The 23165-nt window shown below is 44.0% G+C and carries 25 protein-coding genes; 5 read left to right on the top strand and 20 right to left on the bottom strand.

Annotated features, from left to right (window positions below; genetic code table 11):
* Positions 1 to 81: 81 nt before the first annotated feature.
* The 4 genes from NWE95_09960 to NWE95_09945 all read left to right on the top strand — a co-directional run bounded on the left by NWE95_09960 (position 82) and on the right by NWE95_09945 (position 4104).
* Positions 82 to 1428, top strand: coding sequence for an RsmB/NOP family class I SAM-dependent RNA methyltransferase (locus NWE95_09960; GenBank protein MCW4004220.1), 1347 nt, complete (start codon positions 82 to 84; stop codon positions 1426 to 1428).
* Positions 1429 to 1583: 155 nt separating this feature from the next.
* A complete protein-coding gene (locus NWE95_09955; protein MCW4004219.1) occupies positions 1584 to 2693 on the top strand; it encodes a DNA cytosine methyltransferase in 1110 nt (369 codons plus the stop codon).
* A gap of 26 nt (positions 2694 to 2719) precedes the next feature.
* Complete coding sequence (locus NWE95_09950; protein ID MCW4004218.1) at positions 2720 to 3691, top strand: NgoFVII family restriction endonuclease; 972 nt, start codon at positions 2720 to 2722, stop codon at positions 3689 to 3691.
* Positions 3692 to 3696: 5 nt separating this feature from the next.
* Positions 3697 to 4104 (top strand): very short patch repair endonuclease, encoded by a 408-nt coding sequence (locus NWE95_09945; GenBank protein MCW4004217.1) that lies wholly within the window; start codon positions 3697 to 3699, stop codon positions 4102 to 4104.
* A gap of 45 nt (positions 4105 to 4149) precedes the next feature.
* Here the strand turns inward: NWE95_09945 and NWE95_09940 are convergent, their stop codons facing one another.
* The 6 genes from NWE95_09940 to NWE95_09915 all read right to left on the bottom strand — a co-directional run bounded on the left by NWE95_09940 (position 4150) and on the right by NWE95_09915 (position 8469).
* Positions 4150 to 4728, bottom strand: a complete 579-nt coding sequence (locus NWE95_09940) for a DUF488 domain-containing protein (protein ID MCW4004216.1) — start codon at positions 4726 to 4728, stop codon at positions 4150 to 4152.
* A 458-nt stretch (positions 4729 to 5186) separates the two neighbouring features.
* On the bottom strand, positions 5187 to 5591 hold the full coding sequence (locus NWE95_09935; GenBank protein ID MCW4004215.1) for a 30S ribosomal protein S19: 405 nt from the start codon (positions 5589 to 5591) through the stop codon (positions 5187 to 5189).
* A gap of 41 nt (positions 5592 to 5632) precedes the next feature.
* Positions 5633 to 6376, bottom strand: a complete 744-nt coding sequence (locus tag NWE95_09930) for a 50S ribosomal protein L2 (protein ID MCW4004214.1) — start codon at positions 6374 to 6376, stop codon at positions 5633 to 5635.
* Between the two features lie 20 nt (positions 6377 to 6396).
* Positions 6397 to 6657 (bottom strand): 50S ribosomal protein L23, encoded by a 261-nt coding sequence (locus tag NWE95_09925; protein MCW4004213.1) that lies wholly within the window; start codon positions 6655 to 6657, stop codon positions 6397 to 6399.
* Complete coding sequence (rpl4p, locus tag NWE95_09920) at positions 6657 to 7442, bottom strand: 50S ribosomal protein L4 (GenBank protein ID MCW4004212.1); 786 nt, start codon at positions 7440 to 7442, stop codon at positions 6657 to 6659. Before rpl4p ends, NWE95_09925 begins: the two co-directional genes overlap by 1 nt.
* Before the next feature lie 13 nt (positions 7443 to 7455).
* On the bottom strand, positions 7456 to 8469 hold the full coding sequence (locus tag NWE95_09915; GenBank protein ID MCW4004211.1) for a 50S ribosomal protein L3: 1014 nt from the start codon (positions 8467 to 8469) through the stop codon (positions 7456 to 7458).
* 348 nt (positions 8470 to 8817) lie between these two features.
* Between NWE95_09915 and NWE95_09910 the strand changes: the two genes are divergently transcribed.
* Positions 8818 to 9873 carry an archaeosortase/exosortase family protein gene (locus NWE95_09910; GenBank protein ID MCW4004210.1) on the top strand — a complete coding sequence of 352 codons (1056 nt, stop codon included), beginning with the start codon at positions 8818 to 8820 and terminating at the stop codon, positions 9871 to 9873.
* On the opposite strand, the gene NWE95_09905 is transcribed toward NWE95_09910, so the two are convergent.
* From NWE95_09905 to NWE95_09840, 14 genes are all read right to left on the bottom strand, one after another.
* Positions 9847 to 10422 (bottom strand): hypothetical protein, encoded by a 576-nt coding sequence (locus NWE95_09905; protein MCW4004209.1) that lies wholly within the window; start codon positions 10420 to 10422, stop codon positions 9847 to 9849. The genes NWE95_09910 and NWE95_09905 overlap by 27 nt on opposite strands.
* Entirely contained in the window at positions 10422 to 11657 is a 1236-nt protein-coding gene (locus NWE95_09900) for a DNA primase small subunit PriS (GenBank protein MCW4004208.1), read from the bottom strand. The genes NWE95_09905 and NWE95_09900 overlap by 1 nt, the downstream gene beginning before the upstream one ends.
* An 85-nt stretch (positions 11658 to 11742) precedes the next feature.
* On the bottom strand, positions 11743 to 13446 hold the full coding sequence (locus NWE95_09895) for a hypothetical protein (GenBank protein MCW4004207.1): 1704 nt from the start codon (positions 13444 to 13446) through the stop codon (positions 11743 to 11745).
* Between the two features lie 52 nt (positions 13447 to 13498).
* Complete coding sequence (locus NWE95_09890; protein ID MCW4004206.1) at positions 13499 to 14215, bottom strand: polyprenol monophosphomannose synthase; 717 nt, start codon at positions 14213 to 14215, stop codon at positions 13499 to 13501.
* A gap of 103 nt (positions 14216 to 14318) precedes the next feature.
* Positions 14319 to 15359, bottom strand: a complete 1041-nt coding sequence (locus NWE95_09885; GenBank protein ID MCW4004205.1) for a DNA primase large subunit PriL — start codon at positions 15357 to 15359, stop codon at positions 14319 to 14321.
* Positions 15360 to 15375: 16 nt separating this feature from the next.
* Positions 15376 to 16131 carry a proliferating cell nuclear antigen (pcna) gene (gene pcn / locus NWE95_09880; GenBank protein ID MCW4004204.1) on the bottom strand — a complete coding sequence of 252 codons (756 nt, stop codon included), beginning with the start codon at positions 16129 to 16131 and terminating at the stop codon, positions 15376 to 15378.
* Positions 16132 to 16299: 168 nt separating this feature from the next.
* On the bottom strand, positions 16300 to 16659 hold the full coding sequence (locus NWE95_09875; GenBank protein MCW4004203.1) for a transcription factor S: 360 nt from the start codon (positions 16657 to 16659) through the stop codon (positions 16300 to 16302).
* A gap of 72 nt (positions 16660 to 16731) precedes the next feature.
* Positions 16732 to 17313 carry a DUF99 family protein gene (locus NWE95_09870; GenBank protein ID MCW4004202.1) on the bottom strand — a complete coding sequence of 194 codons (582 nt, stop codon included), beginning with the start codon at positions 17311 to 17313 and terminating at the stop codon, positions 16732 to 16734.
* A 113-nt stretch (positions 17314 to 17426) separates the two neighbouring features.
* Entirely contained in the window at positions 17427 to 17714 is a 288-nt protein-coding gene (locus NWE95_09865; protein MCW4004201.1) for a DNA-directed RNA polymerase subunit L, read from the bottom strand.
* Positions 17715 to 17728: 14 nt separating this feature from the next.
* A complete protein-coding gene (locus NWE95_09860) occupies positions 17729 to 18310 on the bottom strand; it encodes an exosome complex RNA-binding protein Csl4 (protein MCW4004200.1) in 582 nt (193 codons plus the stop codon).
* Between the two features lie 124 nt (positions 18311 to 18434).
* Positions 18435 to 19127 (bottom strand): METTL5 family protein, encoded by a 693-nt coding sequence (locus tag NWE95_09855; GenBank protein ID MCW4004199.1) that lies wholly within the window; start codon positions 19125 to 19127, stop codon positions 18435 to 18437.
* Positions 19088 to 20098 (bottom strand): diphthamide biosynthesis enzyme Dph2, encoded by a 1011-nt coding sequence (gene dph2 / locus NWE95_09850; GenBank protein ID MCW4004198.1) that lies wholly within the window; start codon positions 20096 to 20098, stop codon positions 19088 to 19090. The genes NWE95_09855 and dph2 overlap by 40 nt, the downstream gene beginning before the upstream one ends.
* Positions 20099 to 20161: 63 nt before the next feature.
* A complete protein-coding gene (gene ppsA / locus NWE95_09845; protein ID MCW4004197.1) occupies positions 20162 to 22597 on the bottom strand; it encodes a phosphoenolpyruvate synthase in 2436 nt (811 codons plus the stop codon).
* Positions 22594 to 23136 carry a 50S ribosomal protein L16 gene (locus NWE95_09840; protein ID MCW4004196.1) on the bottom strand — a complete coding sequence of 181 codons (543 nt, stop codon included), beginning with the start codon at positions 23134 to 23136 and terminating at the stop codon, positions 22594 to 22596. The genes ppsA and NWE95_09840 overlap by 4 nt, the downstream gene beginning before the upstream one ends.
* Positions 23137 to 23165: the final 29 nt, after the last annotated feature.

Here is a 23165-nt window from a genome sequence, read left to right as displayed (position 1 = left end):
GCTGTGATAATGCAGTAACAGCGGCCTTACTTTGAAGTCTTATTTAGAAGCTTTGCATCTTGTTTACGCTGTGAACTGTAATTGTTGAAGGATGCTTGGACAATCGCCATTGAAACGTTAAGCTGGATGGACATGCGCCGCTTAAATGAGCGCTCAGCACTAATGCGAACAGTCAAGCAACTGGGCATCCGCAACCCCGATGCCGTTCGGTACGCTTACGGCTTGGTGGTTGAGACAACACGACGCAAAAACCTCATCGACAAATTCATCGACAGCGTGGTGGCGCCTAAAAAAGTCGGCGAATACAACCTTGGAATCCAAGCGTTCCTGCGACTCTACGTTTATCAGGCGCGTGTTGTGAAGAACTGGGGCAAATTCAACCTCAAAGAAGCAGAAAACATCGCAAGCTTAGGCAGGTCAATTCTGGGCTGGAAAACCCTGCGCGAAGTCGAACCATTCTTGGGCTTTCTGCTGACCCGCCAACTCCAGCCGATTCTGCAATCGGTAAACGATGAGGAAAAAGTTAGCTTGCAGACTTTTCATCCGCAGTGGTTTGTAGAGTACTGTTTTAAGCTGTTTAGCAGAGACGAGGCAGTAGCGTTTTTGGAGGGCAGTGTTAATCCGCCTCCCACGTACATCCGCGTGAACACGCTGGCGGAGACTGAAGAGAAAATCGTGCAAAGGCTGGGTTCTGAAGGGGTGGAACTAGAAAAAGTTGAGCCGTTGCGGTACACTTACAAAGTCAAAGCAACTAAACAGCCGCTAAACGCTTTGCCCAGCTACAGAGAAGGCTTATTCTACGTTCAAGACAAAGCCAGCTGTTTTGCCACGCTAGCCGCCAACCCCAAACCAAACAGTGTGGTCTTGGACGTTTCTGCTGCACCGGGCGCAAAAACAACGTTTCTTGCTCAACTCATGCAAAACCAAGGCACCATCTACTCACTTGATTTTTCAGTTAAACGCATGAAGACTTGGCAGAGCGAAACCAAACGCATGGGAACAAAAAACGCGGAACCCGTGATTGCGGACGCTACCGTTTCTATCCCTGTTTTGGGTGAGGCTGACTTGGTGGTTTTAGACCCGCCATGCACCAGCACAGGAGTCTTCGCCAAGCAACCCTCAGCAAAGTGGCGTTTGAGCCCAAACTCCATAGCGAACATGGCAGAAATCCAGTGGAAAATGATTAACAACTGCGCCGAAAAAGTCGCCAAAGGTGGCTACCTAACCTACTCGACATGTAGCATAACGGTTGAGGAAAACGAAATGATAATCGAGCAGTTCCTCAAAGAGCACACCGATTTCCTTCTGGTGGATATTGAGCCGAAAATCGGGTTGCCGGGGCTACATGGGCGTGCTCAGTGTCAGAGGCTTTATCCGCATCTGCATCAATGCAACGGGTTCTTCATAGCAAAACTACAAAAACAATAGAAATCTTGCGCTTTTTCCCTATACCATAGTTAAAACAGAGCAAGACTGTTCGCATAACTTGAGACTATTAATTCAGCATTCCGAATCGGTATAATTTTTTAAAGGAACAAGGAAAAAACTATTAAATATAAGCGTAGTGGATAGAAGGACTTGATATGAACTTTAGGCTGGGAGAATTATTTTGCGGTGCCGGCGGCTTAGCTTACGGAGCAGTTTCATCCAAGATAGTCAAAGATGGTGAAATATTTTCAATCACTCCAACATGGGCTAATGACTATGATGAAGATGCTTGTAAAACATACCTCCACAATATCAAACCCGGCGGTTCAGAAAGTGTCATTTGCCGAGATGTCTCAAAACTTGACATGAATAAACTCCCAAAAATCGATGCTCTTGCATTTGGCTTTCCATGTAATGACTTTAGTGACGTAGGAGAGAAAAAAGGCTTTAATGGTGTTTATGGTCAGCTTTACACTTACGGTATAAAAGCACTTAGGCATTTCAAGCCTCTTTGGTTTCTGGCAGAAAATGTAGCGGGATTAAAGAATGCAAATGAAGGAGAGGCACTCAAAACAATATTGCAAGAAATGGTTAACACAGGGTATAATATTACCCCTAATCTCTATAGATTTGAGCAATATAATGTTCCTCAATCGAGGCACCGTATTATTATTGTCGGAATACGAAAGGATTTAGGCAAAACTTTTAGAGTGCCAGATATTTTAAGCCCAAAACCAATAAAATGCAAGGACGCTTTAGAGAACCCTCCTATACCAGATGATGCTCCTAACAATGAACGCACAAAACAAGCTAAACATGTAGTAGAAAGATTACAATACATTAAAGCGGGCGAAAACGCTTTTACAGCAACAAATATGCCTGAGCACTTGAGGCTTAAAGTTAATGGTGCAAAAATAAGTTCAATATACAAACGATTAGACCCTGAAAAACCAGCTTATACAGTTACAGGAAGCGGCGGTGGGGGCACCCACATGTATCATTGGAGAGAGAATAGAGCACTGACCAACAGAGAAAGAGCCAGGCTACAAACTTTTCCAGATTCATTTCTTTTCTTTGGTTCAAAAGAAAGCGTAAGGAGGCAAATCGGCATGGCAGTGCCACCGAAAGGCGCTCAAGTAATCTTTGAAGCAATTCTCAAGACATTTGCAGAAGTAGAATACAATTATATTGAACCCAATATTGCATCATCACTCTACAGTAGCCTTCAGACAACCCTAATTGAACCCCAACAGATACGCTTATAAATAATTCAAGTTGGAAATAGACAATTATGATTACCAATGATTTATTCAATCGTGTTCTAATAAAACCAGCAGAAAAAGGGTGTAATAAACTTCGCATCATATCGGGGTATGCTACTCCAGCTATGGCTTTTCATCACTTAAACACATTGAAAAACATAGGCGCCAAAGTAAATGTCGAATTAATAGTAGGTATGACCTCACAGGATGGACTGTCAAAAAGCAATCACCGTGGCTTCCAACAGCTTGTTAACGAAGATTTCAAGAATTCCTTTTATTGTAGCTATTTTGTGAAAACTCCTCCAGTTCACTCTAAAGTTTACGTATGGTTCAAAAACGACATGCCGTTATTTGCATTTACAGGCTCAGCGAATTATACGCAAACTGCTTTTAGCAACCAACAAGAATTAATGGTTGAATGCTCAGCTGAGAATCTTTCAGAATATTACAAAAGTTTAATAAGTGACACAATTTATTGCAATCACATAGACGCCGAAAATTTTGTAACTATTTATAATGATCAAACGTACAAGCGACTGCAAAGACAGAAAAAACTCCTTGAAGATAAAGAGATACCCCCTGATTTTGTTCTACAAGGTCTACCGCAAATACGAGTTTCCTTGCTTGATAACTCCGGAAGTCTTCCAAAAAGGTCAGGATTAAATTGGGGGCAAAGACCCGAGTATGATAGAGACCCTAATCAAGCCTACATCAGATTGCCTTCGACTGTTTACCGCTCTGACTTCTTCCCTGCCGTCGGGGTTCATTTTACTGTTTATACCGATGATGATAAAGTGTTAATTTGCACTAGAGCACAGGCTAATGGTAAAGCTATACATACCCCTCACAACAATAGCTTAATAGGGCAATATTTCAGGCGTAGACTTGGCTTGAGGTCTGGTCAATTTATCAGAAAAGAGGATTTAAATAGATATGGTCGAACACATCTCGACTTTTATAAGATAGACAATGAAACTTATTATATGGACTTTTCTAAGTAAAAAATATGGATAATTTAACGCCCGAACAACGCAGAAAGACAATGCAAAGGATACGTTCTACAGATACAAAGGCAGAGCGAATGATAATAAATGAACTCAAAAAAAGAGGTCTTCAATTTACTCGTTATGATAAGGCATTGATTGGCAAACCTGACATTGTTTTTTCTGAAAAAAGAATCGCTGTCTTTATCGATTCTGATTTTTGGCATTGTAATCCTAAACGCTTCATTAAACCTCAATCAAATGTTGAATACTGGAGGAAAAAAATTGAGCAGAATAAAAAAAGAGACCGCCTAGTTAATCGAGAGTTAAAAAAGGCAGGCTGGACAGTTATTCGAATTTGGGAATATGACGTAAAACATGACTTGGAAAAAAGTATTAAAAAAATTCTTAGTAAACTATACGGTGGGTAACCAAACTATCTGTCTTCATAAAATCTATTTCTTAACATGTTATGTTCAAATGGAACCAAATTCGGTTAGTGTTTTTTGCGGTGTTTCTTTGCTGTATAGTGGATAGGTTATCTTTGTTCCTTCCACATGCGCCATCTCGTTTAGTTCATGATTAATCGTGCTGTCTTTGCCTATGATGTGCTCCACTTTCACATGCCGTACCACGAGGGCATCGCTGATGAGGTTTCGGTGGCAGCGCCAAGGCAACGCTTCAGCACACATCAGTGCCAAACGGTTCTCCCGTGCAAGCGCGATGATTTTTAGTAGGTTGTCGGTGAATTCTTTGGTTTGCATGTAGTCGGCGTAGCCGCGGAAACTGCTGTTCTTCCAAGCCAAGTTGACGGAGTCGGGTTTGGGTCGCCTTAGTCCGCCGATTTCTGGCATATGAATGTAGCGTATGCCAAACGGTTTGAGGGTGGCGGGGAGGGTTTCTTTGTTGAATTGGGGGTTGTGTCTGCTTCTTGGAACCGTGCGAACGTCAACCACCAGCGCGACGGCGTAGGCTTGGAGCAGTTCGATGAATTCGTCTAGGGTTCGGGTGGAGTGCCCAACCGTGTAAACCACTGTTGCTGGTTCTTTAGCCAAACCGTAGACACCAAAACTAACTATACTCGCGCGTGGAATATAAGAATCAAACAAACGCCAGTTGCAACGCCTGCGCTTCTAGGCATATTTGGATGCTAATAGAAACTCTATGCAGAAACCTATAGGGGGTAGGTGCCATTGACGCTTTCTCAAGCCATTAGCATGTTGAAAATCAGCGCTTTAAATAGGGGGATAGGCTCTATCGGCAGAGCAACCAAACTGCGTATATACAAACGTATATGCAAACCGTATATACACCGCCACCACTCCCCCCTGAAACCTTCACACACAGCGCTTATTAATACTATAAATAAGGGGGCTATAGTTTCCCCTGACAACAAAACATGACAGCCTAGAAAAGGCGAAAAAACTCAAAAAAGACCTAAATTGCATTTTCAACAAACTGTAAAACACGCGTATGAAAACATCAACAAAACAAAGAAAATAAAAGGGCTGGTTTACTTCAGCGGCACATACATCGAAGAACGCGACGCACCAATACCAGGAGTTCCATGCCTAACAGGCTTGTTAGTAATGGCAAACTCACCAAGATAGTGCCCAATCATCTCAGGCTTAATCTCCATAGCAACAAATTCTTTACCATTATGCACCTGAATCTTCGCACCCACCATCTCGGGCAAAATAATCAAGTCCCGAACATGAGTCTTTATCCCAGCATCTTTACCCTTTTTCTGAGCCTCTTTAGCAACACGCAACTTTTCCAACAAGGTACGCTGCTCTGCAGTTAAACCACGCTGCAAACTTCTCCTCTGCCTAGACGGAAGCAAAGCAATAAACTCATCCATAGACATAGCTGACAAACTTTCAAGATTGTGCCCACGATAGCTAAATTCTTTCGGCATCTTTCATCTACACCTAAACTTCATTTAAACCTCTATTATACTTATCCGCGAATAGCACGCTTTTTCTTCTGTCCTGGACCACGAGCAGCAATCAAACCGACCTTCTGCCCTGGAGGAGCACCATGAGATGTTGTAGTTGTTCGCCTTGCACTACGTTTGCTGCTTCCATAAGGGTGCACTGCAGGAACCATTTTGCGACCGCTAGTTCTTGGATACTTGTGACCCTTAGCCTTCATCAAATGGTATTTCTCGCCTGCTTTAAGGAAAGGCTTCTCTATGCGTCCAGACGCAGAAACCACACCCACAGTTGCCAAACAGTAATCGTTAATGTACCGTGTCCGTTTGGAAGGCAGACGAATCATCGTACCCTGAGGAGTGTGACCAACAACAGTAGCATAAGCACCAGAAGACTTCGCCATCTTGCCACCATCACCAGGATGCAACTCAAGAGCGCAAACCAGTGTTCCTTCAGGCACTTTCCCTAACGGAAGAATGTTTCCTATCTCGGCAGGCGCATTACCTCCGAAACAAATCTTTTGCCCAGTAAATACTCCTTCAGGAGTAACAGTGTACATGGACAAACCATTCTCAAACTTAACCAACGACAACGGCGAACCACGACCTGGGTCATGCACAAGGTCTTGCACTACACCACAAAGCAAACCATCAAAAGCTTCCTTTGGTGGAATAGAGGGATACTTGGCAGGAGCCACACGTTTGTGAGTGGAAGCGCGGAAGTTCTGTCCACCGCGACCACGCCTTTGAACACGAATTCTCTTTCCCATAAATCATACCTTCTATTAGTTTAGAGTATTCCAAGTTTAATAGCAACATCTGAAGCCCTAAATTCAGGAGATAGCTTCACGAACGCCTTCTTTACTCCTTGAGGAGTGATGAGCAAGTTTACTTTGCTGACTTTTACTTCGTAGAGTTCTTCCACAGCACGTTTAACGTCTGCTTTGCCAGCTTTCAAGTTAACAACAAAGATTAGTTTGTTGTCTTTTTCAACCATTAAACTAGCTGACTCAGTCATCAGCGGGTACGAAATTACCTCATTAGTATTCATTATGCTTTCTCTCCATAAAGAGTGTTTAATTTTTCAATAGCGCCGTTAGTCCAAACAGTTAATCTTCCAGGATGAGTCCCTGGCGCAAGCATCTCCGTGTTAAGATTGTTTACGGTTGCTACTTCTACACCGGGAATGTTGCTTGCAGCATTAACTATACTTTTGCCGTCAACAACCACTATTAGTGGCCCAACGGCTTGCTTCATTTTTCTGCCTCGATGCTTACCCTTTCCCGCTCGAATGTTGCGGCTTTCCTTTACGCGTAAGATGTCAGCGGCAACACCAAGGCTTGCAAGTGCCTCTTCAACTTCTTTAGCCTTAGTTAATCCTTCAAGCGCATCATCAACCACCAAAGGCAACCCAATACCCTCGATTTTGTGACCGCGAGAAGCCACAGTTTCTTTCTGCGCTGTTGCCGCAATGGCAGAAGTTAAAGCTAACTTTGCTTCTTTCTTCGGTATATTTTTAACTATAATTTTTTCTACTTTCGGCGGATGAGGCTGTCTGCCTTTAACAGTGCTGGGAGCAAACGCTGCTCTTCCACTTCCGCCTTTAACACGAGGAACCCTTGCAACTCCGCTGCCTGTTCCGCGTGATTCTGCAGTGGTTTTCTTTCCAGCCATGGGATCTCTGCCTTGCGGTTGCAACCTGCGAGATTGTATGGATAGCACTGCACGTTTAATAACGTCTGGTCTTAGCGGTGTTGAAAACACAGCTGGAAGAGTTATTTTTCCTTTTGATTTACCTTGTAAGTCGAAAATTTCTGCGGTTTTCTGTTGCGCCATGGCTTATTTTCACCTATTTTCCTTGAGGAGAATCCAGCGATACATATGTGACTTGTGGTGGAGCGTCTGGAATTTCTCGCGGTGGACGTGCTGGAACTCGGAGACGAATTTGGCGTTTTTCTGGTCCAGCTATGCTGCCTTCAATTAGTATGTAGGGTCCTTTCACTTCGCCGTAACGGATGAATCCGCCTTTAACGGTGACTTCTTTGCCGTCTTTGCCGATTTTTAGAATGCGTTTGTTGTATTCTAATCGTTGGTGGTAACCCATTTGTCCTGCTCGGGCTACTGAGTACATGAGGTGGTGTGGGTTCCATGGTCCAAGGGTAGCGATGCCACGTTTTGTTTTTCTGCCTTTGTGTTGGAGTTTGGTTACTCCCCAGCGTTTTACTGGTCCTTGGAAGCCTTTGCCGACCGTGACTGCTGCAACATCGATATATTGTCCGTCTTTGAAAACTTCTTCTGGTGTGACTGTTTTTCCTAAGAGCTGCTTAGCGTATTCAAGCTGCTGCTGGATTGTTCCTCCGCCAAGCTGGATTTCACAGAGGTCTGGTTTCTTTTTTGCCAAGTTTGTTTGTGTGGGTTGAGTTGCGGTGACTACACGGACTGCAGCTGTTTGTTCAAGGTTTTGTTGGAGTTTTTCGAGCATGGCTTCGGTGTTAAAGTTTTCTGGCAGTACCAGTGCTCTGTCTAGGATGGCTGGTGGGTCTTTCATCCATGCTTCGGTTATGTTTTGGAGCCCATACGGTGTTTTTCTGTAAGTTCGAATGCCACATACAAGGATTGGTGGCGTTTCTAGGATGGTTGCAGCTCGCATGACTTCTTTGCCGAAATGTGGGGAGCGTTTTCGGTCTTCTATAGTGAAGATGTAGGTCATGCCTGCTTTGTAGGCTGAGAAACCTAAGAGTCTAGGAGAGTCCGCGTTTATTTGTGGCCAGTATCTGATGCGTGCGACTGGTTTTTTGGCGCGTTTCCTAGGTAAGTATGCTAGTGAACCATGTCTTGGAGCATGTACTTTTCGATGTCCCATTGTACTTCAGCTTCGCGCCTTTAGCAAATAGTAAAAGAGGTTATAAACGTTACCATCAAAAACGCAAAACGACGTCGCGAGCATTGAAAAATCAATTAAGTTTTTTGGGCGTGCTTTGCGGTGCTAGATGCGATTTTTGCAGTTATCTTTCGTTTGCAACCTTTTTGCGTAAACGTTATGTTTTGTTGCTCTCTGGCTACCCCCATCCCCCTATATAAACAGAGGCGCATTTGCTGTTTTGTCATATTTGGTCGTTCTTTGCGCAGTGAAGCCTTAATCGATGGGCATAGCCTTTTTTAAATTGGAATAACTTTAAATTTTATCTTGATTAAAGGAATGATTTCCTCGATGAAAAATTCTTTTCAGCAAAGCAGAGCAACCGCGCTCAAGTTATTGCCCATAATCGCGTTCATTGTACCCTTAGCGTTGTTGTTCTTGCTTAACCCCTATGACCCCTACCTCAAGCTGTCGGGGCAGGACTCGTTTAACTTCATGTGGAAAGGCAGAACCTTCCTGTTGTTCTTTGTCTGGCTCATAGCTCTGGAGTTTATTTTGAGTTGGGAAAAAATCGTGCCGAAAATCAGCAGGCAAAACAAGACACGCCTAGTCGCCCTTACAGTGGCGCTGCTACTACCAACGTTGTACGTGGTGCTGGCGAACTATTTTGGTTTGAACGGTGCAATCGCAAACTGGGCACAGACAAGCGGGGTTGCTTTTTACGATTCTATGCCGCTTGCCATCGAATACCTTGTTTTCTCAGGCTTGTTCTGCCTGACAACGCTTCTGTTGTACGGAAAAAAAGGCTTGATGGCGTTTATTTTGCCAGCCATATTCGTGGCGCTAGTGGGCATTCTCTATACTATAGACAACGTATTTCCGTATGGAGAGTTCACACCTTTCCAGCTACTTGTGCCGACAACTGCCATGCTGGCATCTAATCTGCTTGGCTTAATGGGCTACACTGCAGTGCTTGGAACCGAAGTCGGCACGGGCATGCCGACCATACAAGCCACTGGACCGTTGGGAACAGCAAAGTTCGCGATAGCGTGGCCATGCGCAGGCATCGAGAGCTTGCTGATTTTCACGGCTGTGACCTTGTTGTTTTTGAAGCGGATTCCAATGTCGTGGAGGGCAAGAATAGGATACTTTAGCATGGGCATCATAGTCACCTACTTCATCAACGTGCTACGTATCGCAACCATATTCACCATTGGCATGGAGTTTGGCACAAACTCAAACCAAGTGCAAATGTTCCACTTCTACTACGGGCCACTCTACGCAATGGCATGGATAATCTCCTACCCGCTACTTATCATAGCAAGCCAAAAACTCTACCGAAAATTCAACGGTAAAAAACAAGCCGCGCCCACAGTGCCGCTAGGAAACGTCAACCAAAACGGCTAAACCCTGTTTAACCAAAATCTTCGCGTTATCCGCTGGCAGAGAAGCCACGTCCTCAGCGGCAAACGGGCCATACGACTTGAGGTCAGCGCCCATGATTGCTGGAATGCTTTTCGAAAAGCGGACTGTCAACCGCTTATTAGCCACTGAGGGGGCGCCGCATGAGGCAGTGGATACGTCAAGTTTGGTTGCAGATTGCCCCTGCATCAAGCTTTCAGAGAACTTTTGGTAGTTATCAGTAAAGGTGAGAAAACACTCGCACAGTTTGGTTTCTTCAACCGTTAACAATTCTGACGGCACTTTTTGAAGTTCCGTGACGGCGTCGATTATTTTTTGGTACCTTAATTTTAGCAGTTCCTCAAGCATGCGTTTAACATTTTGCGCTTCATGCTCAAGCAAGTTTATCTTTACGGATCTTTTGTCAAGCGATTTGTCTTCTTGATTAATGCGTTTTATGTAGTCTTTGATGCGTGCGTAAAAGTCAGGTGGTAAACCACCAAGGGATTTCTCAGTGGTTTCTCTTAGCCATGCCGAGTAAAGTTCATTATACACTAGTTTGCCACCTCAGCCCGCCTCTTACAGATAAGCAACACTGCCGCAGCAATGGGCAGCTCAACCGTCTCGTTTTTGTATGGACCAAACGTTTCCCCACTCATCCTAAACTCTGGCGCATCAGACACCAACACTTTCACTTCACCCTTTTTAAAAGCTACTGCTCCAGAAAACGGGTCAAAATCCGCCAAGTCTTTGGCTGGAAACTCAACTTTTTTTAGTCCCGTTTTGCCGTGCAGGGTGCCGTTCATTCGGATTAAACGGTGAATATCCGTGGTTACAACCGTGTCAATTTTTGATGCTTGTGTGTCTTTTACGTGTTCGGCGAGTTTTAGCCATGTTTGAACGCTCACGCCTTTGATGCTTTCCCATCTGCCTTCGTTTATGGCGCGTTTGATTATGGTTTCTTTGTTGTTTAGAAGTGCAGCGTTTTTGATGCCTACGGCTTTGAGTTCTTCTTTGGTGGCGGTTTGCAGAAAATTTTCCATCCCCAATTTCAACCGCTTGTTCCAGCCGAAGTTGTGCAAACTAAACTTTTTAGCAACAGAACGTTTGCCCCGACGTTCCGTGGCTTCCCTATCCAAAACTGTTAAGCCTAAGCCAGTAACGTAATCAACAATCTCTTTTCTTGCCATAGCATCCAGCGAGCGAACCGTTTCCTCCTCTACATGCACGTGGTAACCGCGGTGCCCAGAGAAGAACACATGCAACTCGTCAGTTGAGAAGCCGAAATCATTCGCAAGCATATCAAGCAACTTAACGGCTTCGTCTCGAGCGGATTCTATGCAGAGGTCGCAAGCCCAAGTTTTGGCTGCAAACTTGGTTGCGCCGCAGCAGGGACATTCCTCGGGTGTTATTCCTCTGCCGCTAAAGCCGCATTTAGTGCACGTGAATTCGTCGTGGATTTTGTTGCAACTGGTAGGTATGTGGTCTGCGTCTATGTCAAAGACCAAGTCTGCGCCTAACCAGCCTTTCTTGTCCATCTCAAAGTCAGGGTTTTCATAATAGGCACATGAATGATAAACATCTGAGGGCACAGTCTGGGCAAGAACTACTCGGAAGTTGTTGAAACTGGTAAACTTTTTGTGTCTAACCATGAATCGTTCTTTGAACATTAGGTAGCCGAATTCTCTTTGGTCAAACCCAACAGGTGCGGGAATAACTGTGGCGGGGTCTTGGTAGTATTCGCAGAACTTTTGGTAGACGAAATCTCTAGAAGCCTCCAGTTGCCTCACACGCTCCCTCTTTTGTTAGTAATTGGGGTTTCCTAAATTTAACTATAACCAACTCGGCACTTTAAAACTGTCAATAAATTACAAGTCAAATTATTAAACAGAAATTGAAAATCACGTGCCTCAGCATATATTGGAAGTGCTCAAAAAGGCTAAAGGGATTGAAGGCGGCGCCGCCAAACGAGAGCACAAAAATCATGAAGATAAGCCAAATAACTGTTGCTTCCAACTCTTTTTTCTGTTGAGGAATTAGCACGTAAATGAATATGAAGGGTAAATACCAGTTTTGGAAGTAAGGTAACATAAAGCTCGGTAACAAGAGGAAAAGCGCTGAGAAAGCAAGCAAACTATTCTTATTTAGCATATAGAGCACGTATAATAAGGTAATTGCAAGCGCCAATAAAACAGAGGAAGACTGCAGGCTCCAAGAGATTTGAGTGTTAGAGGAAAAAGCGTTGATACCATTCATCACCAACTCGGGTCTGGTGTTCATAAGAAAAGGCGCACTCAAACAAGCCGTTACCCCGCTTGCAACCATAAAGGCAGTACCGCCAAGAACAGGTTTGTTTCGCAGTAAACCGCTGAGTTGATTCTTATCATACAACTTTAGAAAAGCTACGACAATTAAGGGTGCAAGAAAAATTCCTGTTTGATATTTAAAAAACAACGAGACGGCGATGAGCAAGAAGAAGAGGTCGTAACGCTCTGTTAGAAACATTGTTAACGCCAGCAGGGCAAACAGGAAAGGAACTGAATCAAACATGCCGTTGGCGGCATAAATTATCAAAGTAACATAGATTATGTAAACACCCACAAGCTTCAGCAACATGTTCATATCTTTTTCCCAATAAGAGTTTAAGAAGAAATACAAACAAACATGAGCTATAACTAAGAAGAGCGCAATCTCAAGTTTGTAAACCATAACTGCGTCAACCCCGTTCTGCAACAAAGCGCCAAATGGTGAAAAAAGCAAAATGCTACCCAAAGGGTACACGTGAGGCATTTCAGGCCAAGTCACAAACTTAACGGGTGAGTTGTCTTGGCTTGCTAACTGTCCTAACGATTGGTCAAAAACTGAGAAACCGTCTTTGAAGAAGAGACTGGAAACATACGAGTGTCTTGCATGGTCAGTGTACCAATTCTCGAAGGTAGCAAGTGGAGTAGAATTCACCGCTAAAAGAACAAGCCAAACCGCAAGAGAAAGCAAAACCAACGCTCGTAAACGGCGACGACCAGTTTGACCCAGCAACAATGGTGCCCCATTAAATGAGAAGGTTTGCTTGGCTAATACAAGCCTCAACACACAGAGCATCACTAAACCCAAACTAATTAAAAACATGATTTTTGCAGGAGTAGTTAACCATGAAAAAGGAAAAGTTACCTCAGCATTTTCAACAGATACTTCAAAATGTACCATACCAGCGTTAGACGCGTTAGAGAAGAATACTGCTTCGTAGTAGTCAGCACCTGCTGGAAAAGTGAAAGCTATATCCACGTTTGAATAATTAGAATAAAGCACCCCACTATAGGTTACAATTGAAAAATTTTTCAGAAAAGTTGTTTGGGACGCTACCAACACAGAAATGTTTTGTTCTTTACCGTGAAAGGACCCCAATCCTTGTCTTCGTGTTTCATTCGGGCTTAAATTGAATGAATCGTTAATTATGACAGTTGATTGCCTTTCGCCTGTGGCTACTGGAAACAAGCTTACAACAGCAAGGATGATGCTTAATACCAAAACCATGATGGAAAACAAGAGAAAAATTCTGTTTGTGCCGAATCTCTTCATCAAGCGCCGCCGTCGTCCCCTGCTGAGAATTATCAAGCCCTTATCTGCATTACTCCTAAAGATGTAAGGTTGCTTTGAGCGTGTAAGAAATAAAACTTGTGATTTCAGTCCACGTGAGTTTTGATTTTCCATGTTTCCTGTTCATAAAGACAATGGGTGTTTCTTTAACACTGAAATTTCTTAAAACGGCTTGCCGTACAGTTTCTATCTGGATCTCATAAGTCTGGCTATGCAAACTTCCAATGACTAATTTCAGAAACCGCGTTGAGTAACAACGGTAACCGCTAGTGCAATCTTTCAGTTTCAATCCTAAAGAAGCCTTAGCGACATAATTAGCAACTTTACTTATAATTTTCCTTGTTGATGGCCAGCCAACAATTTTTCCACCTTTTACGTACCTGCTACCGATAACTATTCCGCAACTGTCATTATTCATCTTTGATAAAAGTTGGGGAAGCGCCTTTGGATCATGCGAGTAATCAGCATCCATAGTCACAATGTACCGAGGAACCTGTTTTGATGACAAGAAAAATTTAAAGCCGTCAGTTATGGCTGAACCTAACCCACTTTTTTTGGGTCTAACATACAATAGCACATTATCGTATTCCTTCTGTTTCTTCTGGACAATTTCGGCTGTGTGGTCGGGACTGGAATCGTCAATAACTAAAATCGAGACATCCAAATTCAAGCCTTCAAGGTCATCAATTAATTTTGAAACATTGTCAGCTTCTCGATAGGTTGGGAGAATTACTCCGATCTGAGAGGGTACCATATTATCGCTTATTAATTGATGACACATAAAAAGCCTTCAGTTTACTATTCAGAAATTGACTAATAAATCTTAACTGAACATGCAAGACAACAAATTTTCAGACTTAGGCTGGTTTCAAAGTAGCTTGCTTGCGTCTGTAATATGCAAGCGGATGATAAACGCGGCGGCACAACTCATCGCGGTTCTTGCAGACACCGTGCGTTTGCAGAGTTGAACATTGAGGCGGAGTATATCGTGTTGCCGAGCCGCGCTCCCCCGCGATATGTTCGATTTGGTAGCGTGTTAACCGTTCATTGAAGTCTGAAAAACTCTTGAACAGTTCAGCCACATTCTCAGGCGACATGCCGATGTTAACAAGAAAAGAAGTTAACGTGAAGCGACCAATATGCGAAAGGTGATGATTCGCAGCCATATCAGCATACAAAGCATTAATGCAGGGAGGAAAAGCAGCTTGCACAACAACCTTGGGAAACTCTTCCATTTCACCTTGCCCAAGTTTCTCAGCCGCCAATTTCTTTATTCTTTCAGCTATAATGCTGAGTTCCTCAGGGTAATGTGGAAGTTTTGCCTCAAGCCTTTTCTCGATGCGCCTGCGAATCTCTTCCTGCAGAAGCCGCGCTACATCTTTTTGGTTTAAGTAAATCTTGCCGTTTGAGAGGATACTGTTTGTCAGCTTCCATTTTTTATCATGCAGGTGACCTGTGTTTCTCAGGTAATCAGTAAAGTGAACAAGGAATTCTAATGGAGATTCGCTAGTTTCTTTTTGGTTTAGCGTTATCTTCCACCCAAAATCTAAGGCGACTTTGAGAACTTTTTCTTTAGGCTCAAGGACTAAGTCATTTGTAGCCTGCTTTGCCTCCGACAGAGCATACCGTTTTTTAATAAGCGAGTTCTCAGTGGCTACCACAAGCAGGATTGCCACGGGAAAAGAGAGAATTTCAAGGTCTAACTTCTTGAGGTTCCTTGTAACTATGCGGTGCTCGATTGCTTCGTTAACTCGCTCTTCAGCACGCTTTAGAATTTGGTCCATTCCTACGCTTTTTAAGTCGCCTATCTGCAGGTCTAAAGGCTTAATGTATTCAGCCGTGTCTTTTAAGAAAGGGTACTTCGCCAAGTCAACTCTAGTGAAACCCGCCGTTTCCATCTGCAAGGTTGTCACATTATTCGGTTTCGATTCTTGGCGCCAAGAAGAACGTTAATTTGCCCTCTTTTGTCTGCTGAAAGTCTATCCTAACAGGCATGTCCGTGGAGAACTCTAGCGTTGCAATCTCTGATGTAGCCGCCGCAGCCTTGATGATTTCTGAGAGGTAGCTTAAGCTAAAGGTTGCTTTTGCACTTTCTTTAACTTCCAAATCAAGCAAAGCATCACTGCCCTTCTGAAGAGTAATGGTTGCACCCATCAAGTCACCCGAAGCAGTAAGAGTCAACTTTTCTGGCTCAGCCTCAATGCGCACATGGTCGCTCACAAGCTGTGCATCTTCAATAGCTTGACTCAAGCCCTGAGTAGTGGTTTTCGCTTTAACGTTAAAAGTAATCTTGGGCGTGGGCACTTCTTCTTCAGAGGCTTCAAGCGTAGGCATCGTAAAGTTACGACTATACTTACCAGCAATAGTTACTAGTAACCGCCCAGTCTTATCGTCGAGAGATAACTCAACTGACTCGTCCTTACCAGCACGCTTTAGGAGTTTTAGTAACTCACTAATATTAAGGCAAACCTTTGATGGTTCGGTAGCTTCATATTCCTGAAATAGGCTTTTTGGCCATTCAAAATCAATCATTGCTACGCGTGACGGATCCATGGCGCGGAGTTTTAACCCTTCAGAGTCAATTTTGAAGGTTGCTTCATCTACAAGAATGGAAATGGCTGTAGCCATATCTCTTAGGAGTTTAGCGTCAGACACTTTAAGCTTAAACATGCTCTTCTCTTCCTCGCTCTAATGCTTATTACACTGTAAAGTTATATCGCTTATCATTACACTGTGAGCTAATAAATAAATTCTTCTAGATAAACCCACAAACGTGCAAGAGTTAGCTAAAAAGTGGTGGAAAGCCGAGAAACCCCTAAAAGTAAAAAAGAAACAGGGTTAACTGTATTCTCTAAACGTATAATTACATTTAGTGCAACGCAAAAACTGTGTCGAAGACTCGTCTGCCCCGCGCGTTTGCACTTGCCAAACGTAAGCCGTATTGTTCCCACACTTGGGACATTCAATGCGCACAGTAGGCAGAGTGCTAAGTTTCTGTTCTTCTTTACCGATGACGGCTACAAACTGCTGAGGATTATGCTGAATAACTTTTTTCGGCGCAACTTTAACCTCAACTTTTTTACCAGCTTCAGACTTCTTATAGCCGCATTTTGGGCACGCAAGAACCAGAGTTGCTTCTTTGCCACTCTTAGATTTTTTCGGTTCCAACCGCGAACCGCATCTGGGGCAGAATTCCATGTTTCGTTTACACCGTATCCGTTTTTGATTCCCTTAGCATTGAGACTTTTAAACTTTTTCTAAATCGCCCTCTCAAGGGCTGATACCAGAAGCGATTAGATGGGCAACACGCAACGGTTCAGGATAACTACTCCTAGTAGAAGTTAACTCAACAATCCTCAAAGCATCTGGCAGTGAAATACCAGCCAGCCCCATGTAACTTTTCGACCCCTTACAATTGACCTCGTGGATTTCTCCAGCCTCAAGCACCATACGCCTTCGCTCCTCGCTATCGGGCAAGTTTTTGAGCGCTTGGTGAATCGCTTCTAAATCGGGCATATCTCTGGTTAACACTATGACTGGAAGTCCAGTTGCCACATTAAGCCGTTTAATGTCAACAATGTTGAAACCTGCAAACGTCAGCCCATTTAACATTACTATCCGCAACTGCTTACGGTGAGGCGAATCATTAATCATCAAAGCCAACTTTTCTGTAGCATCTAACCCGTCAATGGCAATTCTAGTATGCATGACGCCGTCAATCCAGCAGCCCCCGCGGAAAACAACCCCGACCACAATCACAGTGCCTTGCGTGTGAGGAGTAAACTGACCATCATCTATGCCGAGCACTCGAATCTCAGATTTTATAACGCGGAACCTTTTTGGGCGACTCAAGCTTTAACGCCTTAAACTATTCAATTCAATTAATATAGCTACCGCTTCTTAATTAAAACCAATTACGCCAGCACGCACGCTAAGAGGCTAAAAGGTTTGAAAAATAGGGGAAGTTACTTCTTAGCTTTTAGAACACGGTCTAACTCTTTGCCGAAAGCATCGTTTGCTGCACGAACTTTCTCGGCAGCCTCAATCAAAGCGTCCTCAGGCTTAGTTCTGCCTTTCATTCGAACATAAATGATTGGGCTTGACGCTAAAGGATGGGGGACATCGTAGCCTGCGAAGTCCACTCTTTTGTCCTCTAAAAGCCTCTTCTGCAGTAGGTTGCATAAGCCGTGGCTTGAACCTTGAATTTCAATCTTTAATTCCTTATCAGATCTTTTCAAGACATTTACTTTCATGCCTTTTTCTCTCCTCAAAGTGGTTCTTTTCCATAGTCAGGAGCAAGTTTTCGTCTCTCAACACTTCCACATTTAGAGCATTTTAAATCATAGCGCTGTTGCTCAAGCAGATTTCCGCATTTTGAACAGAAAGCGTACAGGACACCTAAGCCCTTGTCATTGGTTGACAAATGATAGATTTTGTTCTTTTCGCTGATAACTTTAGCCCTAACAATGTCTCCAGGCTTACAAACATCGCTCATGGCGTTAACATAACGGTCGGAAACATCAGAAACATGAAGAATACCGCCGAAGTTGCCTGTTAGTTTCTTTTTTCCAATTTTAAAGATTTTCACCAAAACATTGTCAGATTGAGCGTTGCCAATTTGCCCAATGACAACCGTTGAAACTTTCGGCACAGTCGCGCTATTGGCCACTGGGTAAACAGAAACTCGCTTGTTTAGCAAATCTAATAGCGAACGACCTACAATCTTAGAGTATATGACGCCGTCTTTGACGTATGTCCCTGAGTCAGGGATGAACTCTTCAATAACGCCCAATCGGTCGCCGGGCAACACTAAATGACCACTTTTTTGTTCAGCAGGTTTTAGAGTCATGATGATTTCCCTTTATCTTTGCGAAATAAGTTTGATTTTGGAATGCATATGCTAAGTTTCTATTCCTCGCAATAAACCTTTTGATTAATAAGCATATTTAATCCCTCTCAGAGAGCAGGGAACACTATAGCCTTTTTATGACGTACATGTCGATAACGAAATCATGTTTTAGTTTTTTATGGAAATCAAACATGCGTGGTATGGTCATTAGCATAGCGTATACAGCTTTAACAGTGCCGCCATGCTTAGCGATGAACCGCTCAAGGAAGGGGTTAGGTTGAACTTGCAAGAAGCCTTGGCTGGCTTTAAGCTGCCTAATCAGCTGTGGGTCGGTTTCAGGGTGATTGTGCAGTGAATAAATTGATGTCGCAGCTTGCAGTGCTTTCACTAAGAAGGGGCGGTCAGCCTCACGAGCCTGTACTCCAAAGGGGGGATTTTCAAGAACAGTATCAAACTTGCCGCCGATTGCGTTTATGTCTCCAAGAATCCATTGAACATTGTCTAAACCCGTTTTTCTTTGGTTTACATGGGCGGTTTCAATTGCTGACCTGTCAATATCAATACCCACAACACTTTCGGCACCAAGATACGCTGCTCCAAGCGATAGCCTGCCTGTTCCACAACCCAAATCCAGCACTGACTTCCCAACGATATCATTGTGTGTGTATGCAACGATGTAGAGCATCGTTGAGGCAACATGCTCAGAAAGTGTATACTGCTCCAAACGCGCCTGAGGGGTTGGCTGAGGCGCGATTTTTGAGAGGAACCGCTCTAAGTCTAATTTTCGAATAAGCCTTTTTTGAGTAAACTCTCCCATGAAATTTCGCCGCAAACCACCATAAACTCGTTAACGGTTAAAACTGGCTTTTGAAACTTTCCAGTAGCATCCAACGAAATGCGTGGGCAAGCCGTATTAACATAAGCGTCAATGCTTGGAAATTCCATAAACGTTTCAGGAGTAAATTCTCTGCCAGCCAAAAGTATAACTGTTTTTTCATGTTTTTCTGCTAGCTCTTTGGTTTTTATGGCAGTTTCAAGGTGTTTTTGTCCTGGCTTGAGTCCTATGAGGATTCCGAAGGTTTTTGCTTTTTTTGCTTCTTGGATGGATGCGAAGCGTTGCTTTAGAATTGTCTGTGCTTGCTCGTTAATTGGAAAGGCTCTGTCGTCATATGGGTCGGCTACAATTGTCGGTTTAGACGTGCTCAAGGCTATGCCTAGGGCATGGAATATTCCGCCGCCGACAAAAAGGAAAGTTTCGACCTCGTTGGCGATTGATTTGACGTTGCTATAGTTGCAACCGCTGACCTGGCCAGCGTAGCTTATGTTGCCTGTGTCGCCTATGATTACTGTTTTGCCAGCGCGGACAAGGATTTCTCTGGCTTGGTTTAGTGTTTGCAGATGCTGCACGCTGGTGGCTAAGCCGATTTTCTTGTAGTCCCTCAATAAGGGAAGCGCTTGTTCTACTGCCTTGTCTACGGTTATGGTGGCTCTTGCTTCAACGTAGATTGTTGCCACTTGCTCATGCTTAACCATCTTAGAGTGGCCAAAATGCACTATCAAACCTGCCCCTAAACTATCTGCTTCATTAACCGCTATGTCGCAGGCTCCGTAACATGGGTCTGATGAAATTATTGGAAGCGCACCACTCTTCTCAATAATCTTTGCCAGCTTAGTTGCTTCGGGCTTTAGACCTTGAGGTAGCTGAATCAAAACTCGTTTGGCATCACGTTTGATTATTTCCTGCTTTATTCTCTCTTCTTCAAAATCAAAAGCTAACAGCGTTACCACCCATAAAGATAATATTAAAACAAAGGAAAAATAAGTGTTGCACTGGATTTGTGCAGACTCAGTTTACTGTGGCCATTCCCAGTCGGGAGTTGGCTTCTTTAATGGTTGACCCCGAGCGATTGCTGCTTGTTCAGCGAGGCGTTCAAGAATTATCTTTTGCTCAATGCTTGCAATATTCTTTCTAGTCGTAACTACGGCATCGTTGTTTACGGATATGCTGTCGATTCCTGCGCGAACAAGGAATTCTGCGAAGTCAGGCAGGTTCGATGGCCCTTCGCCGCAGATGCTGACTGTGCATCCGTTTTCATGTGCAATTTTAATTAGGTGCGCAATGATGCGTTTTACTGCTGGGTCGCGTTCGTCGAAGTATCCCATTTGGCCTAAGCGTTCGGAGTCGCGGTCAATCATGAGTACGCCTTGTGTCATGTCGTTTGAGCCTATGCTGAAGCCGTCAACAAGCTTGCTGAATTCGTCTGCCATGATGGCGATTGAGGGTGTTTCAGCCATGAACCAGACTTTGAAGTCTTTGTTGCGTTCTAAGCCTTCTTCCTTCATGATTTCAAGTACTTTTTTAGCTTCCCAGACTGTGCGAACCATCGGCAGCATGACGTAGACGTTTTTGAGCCCCCAGTCTGCGCGGCATTTCTTTATGGCTTGGCACTCAAGTCTGAACGCTTGGATGTACCATTTGCTTATGTACCTGCTGCAACCTCTCCAGCCGAGCATGGGATTTTCTTCGAGGATTTCGTATTTTTCTCCTCCTTTTAATCCGCGGTACTCGTTGGTTTTGAAGTCGCTTAACCGTACTACAACTGGTTTTGGCTGGATTGCTCTTGCAACGGTTGCTATGCCATCAGCGAGTTTGTCAACGAATTGTTGTCCTTGACCCGCATCGACAAATGCCATTGGGTGCTGTCCTATGGCGCTGGCTAGGATGAATTCTGTGCGCATTAAGCCGATGCCTTCGAACGGCAGGTTCTTGTATTGTTCAATCATCTCGGGGGTTCCGAGGTTCATGTAGATTTTTGTAGCAGTTACTGGAGCAGAATCTGCCACTTGAGTGACTGCGCCGCCGTTTTGGGTTGTTGCTGGTTGAACGGCTTGTGCCATTATGCCTTCGTAGATAACTCCGTTTCTTGAGTCCACAGTATATTCTTGACCTGTCTTCATCACCTGTGTAGCGATTTCAGTGCCTACAACACAGGGAATGTTGAGTTCTCGGCTCACGATGGCTGCGTGAGAGGTGATTCCGCCTTTGTCGGTTACGATGGCGCTTGCCATTTTCATAAAAGGCACAAAGTCAGGGTCAGTCATAGTTGTCACGAGAATGTCGCCTTTGGTCATGTCTCTGTGTGCATCTTCAGGGTTTAGGACAACTTTGGCTTTGCCTGCGCCATAGCCTCTTCTGCCAGCAGAGATCCCACGGACAACAATTTTTAGGGCTTCTTGGGGAGCTTTGGTTTCTTCCATTTTAGGTACTTCCATTGTTTTTGAACCGAATACGGTTTCTGGGCGAGCTTGAACTAGCATCATGTTCTGTGGGAAAGACAGGTCTTGGTCGATTGCCCATTCAATATCCATGGGTTTACCATAATGCTTCTCGATGCGTTTAGCAAGTTCAGCAAGGAAAATGATTTCCTTGTCGCTCACGCAGGTAACTTTCTGCTCAGCCTCAGGAACGTCTAAGTGCACGGTTTTACCTGTTTTGGGGTCGCGAATGTACTTGATTGTTTTGCGGGAAATTCGACGCTCTTTAATTTGTAAGGTGTTTTTGTCCACAACAAAGTCGTCAGGATTAACAGCACCAGAAACAACTGATTCGCCGAGACCATAGTTACCTTCAATAACAATTTCGTCATGGTTACCGCTAACAGGGTTTATGCTAAACATGACTCCGGCGGCTCTGGAGTTAACCATCTTTTGAACACCGACGCTAATGAAGACTTTTTCATGTGCAAAGCCTTTCTCGTTTCGGTAGAAGATTGCTCGCGGCGTGAAGAGGCTTGACCAGCATTTCACAACTTTAGCAAGCAGGTCGTCAACACCTTTAACGTTGAGGTAAGTTTCTTGTTGACCCGCAAACGATGCGTCAGGTAAATCTTCGGCTGTGGCACTTGAGCGGACAGCAACAAACATGTCCTCAAGCTCTAGGCGCTTGTTCAAATCAAGATATGCCTGCTTTATAGCCTTCTCGATAGCCTTCGGTATCGGAGTTTTTTCTATTAGTGCACGAATCTTTTTTGACGCTGTATCATATTGTTTAGGATCATTTGGGTCTGTGATTGTTTCCTTAAGAATTTTGTAGATTTTCTCTGCAATTTTTTTCTCTAAAATAAATTTCTCGTAAGAATGGGCAGTTACCGCAAACCCAGGTGGAACGGGTAAGCCTGCATTGATCATTTCGCCCAAGCTGGCGTTCTTGCCGCCGACAATAGGTACATCAGTGTTTCTTATATCATCAAACCATAAAACCAATTCTTTCTCTTTTGCTACATTCAAGGCGTTTCCGTCTCCGGTTGAACCTTTTCGGGGGTGCTTGGAGAAACTGGAATCTTGTTGATAACTATTTTACAGGCTATTGGAAGTTTTGCGCTTCCTCGTTTTAGGGACTCTTTGGCTATTTCAGCCGCTGCGGCTTTTACTCTCACAGTTATTATGGGCTGGTCTACTTCTACTTTTGCTGCTGTGCCGATAGCTGTTCCGAAGGAACGTCTCATTCCCTGTTGGAGACGGTCAGCATGAGCGCCGAATATCATCTTGTTTTCCCTCAGGATGATGTGCGGGTATGGATGGACAACCATGTAGTAATCGTTTATGAGTTTGTCCATTAAGACGCGGTTTGTAGCGACACGCGCGGCTTCTAAGGCACTGTGGCGCACTTGGGCTCGTTTGGTAGAGATAAGTTGACCTTCAATTTCAAAGGTAGCTTTCGTATCACCCATAGTGAACTTTACAATTTTGGGTGGCGGGAAGCCTCTAGCATATTCTTTCCGTGTGTAGGCTCGATTTTTCACGTGCCTATAATTTCTTGCGTGCATGCACTGTCCCTTTCGTAGCATACTCACAG

The sequence above is a fragment of the Candidatus Bathyarchaeota archaeon genome (assembly GCA_026014725.1).
In the GTDB taxonomy this organism is placed as follows: domain Archaea; phylum Thermoproteota; class Bathyarchaeia; order Bathyarchaeales; family Bathycorpusculaceae; genus Bathycorpusculum.
Note: the sequence above shows the minus strand (reverse complement) of the source record. Positions and strands in the feature narration are given on the sequence as shown.

Coding starts and splice junctions, on each gene's coding strand:
- NWE95_09955 (MCW4004219.1), top strand. CDS start 1,584: ATGAACTTTAGGCTGGGAGAATTATTTTGCGGTGCCGGCGGCTTAGCT.
- NWE95_09950 (MCW4004218.1), top strand. CDS start 2,720: ATGATTACCAATGATTTATTCAATCGTGTTCTAATAAAACCAGCAGAA.
- NWE95_09945 (MCW4004217.1), top strand. CDS start 3,697: ATGGATAATTTAACGCCCGAACAACGCAGAAAGACAATGCAAAGGATA.
- NWE95_09935 (MCW4004215.1), bottom strand. CDS start 5,591: ATGCCGAAAGAATTTAGCTATCGTGGGCACAATCTTGAAAGTTTGTCA.
- NWE95_09930 (MCW4004214.1), bottom strand. CDS start 6,376: ATGGGAAAGAGAATTCGTGTTCAAAGGCGTGGTCGCGGTGGACAGAAC.
- NWE95_09925 (MCW4004213.1), bottom strand. CDS start 6,657: ATGAATACTAATGAGGTAATTTCGTACCCGCTGATGACTGAGTCAGCT.
- rpl4p (MCW4004212.1), bottom strand. CDS start 7,442: ATGGCGCAACAGAAAACCGCAGAAATTTTCGACTTACAAGGTAAATCA.
- NWE95_09915 (MCW4004211.1), bottom strand. CDS start 8,469: ATGGGACATCGAAAAGTACATGCTCCAAGACATGGTTCACTAGCATAC.
- NWE95_09910 (MCW4004210.1), top strand. CDS start 8,818: ATGAAAAATTCTTTTCAGCAAAGCAGAGCAACCGCGCTCAAGTTATTG.
- NWE95_09890 (MCW4004206.1), bottom strand. CDS start 14,215: ATGGTACCCTCTCAGATCGGAGTAATTCTCCCAACCTATCGAGAAGCT.
- NWE95_09885 (MCW4004205.1), bottom strand. CDS start 15,359: ATGGAAACGGCGGGTTTCACTAGAGTTGACTTGGCGAAGTACCCTTTC.
- pcn (MCW4004204.1), bottom strand. CDS start 16,131: ATGTTTAAGCTTAAAGTGTCTGACGCTAAACTCCTAAGAGATATGGCT.
- NWE95_09875 (MCW4004203.1), bottom strand. CDS start 16,659: ATGGAATTCTGCCCCAGATGCGGTTCGCGGTTGGAACCGAAAAAATCT.
- NWE95_09865 (MCW4004201.1), bottom strand. CDS start 17,714: ATGAAAGTAAATGTCTTGAAAAGATCTGATAAGGAATTAAAGATTGAA.
- NWE95_09860 (MCW4004200.1), bottom strand. CDS start 18,310: ATGACTCTAAAACCTGCTGAACAAAAAAGTGGTCATTTAGTGTTGCCC.
- NWE95_09855 (MCW4004199.1), bottom strand. CDS start 19,127: ATGGGAGAGTTTACTCAAAAAAGGCTTATTCGAAAATTAGACTTAGAG.
- NWE95_09840 (MCW4004196.1), bottom strand. CDS start 23,136: ATGCACGCAAGAAATTATAGGCACGTGAAAAATCGAGCCTACACACGG.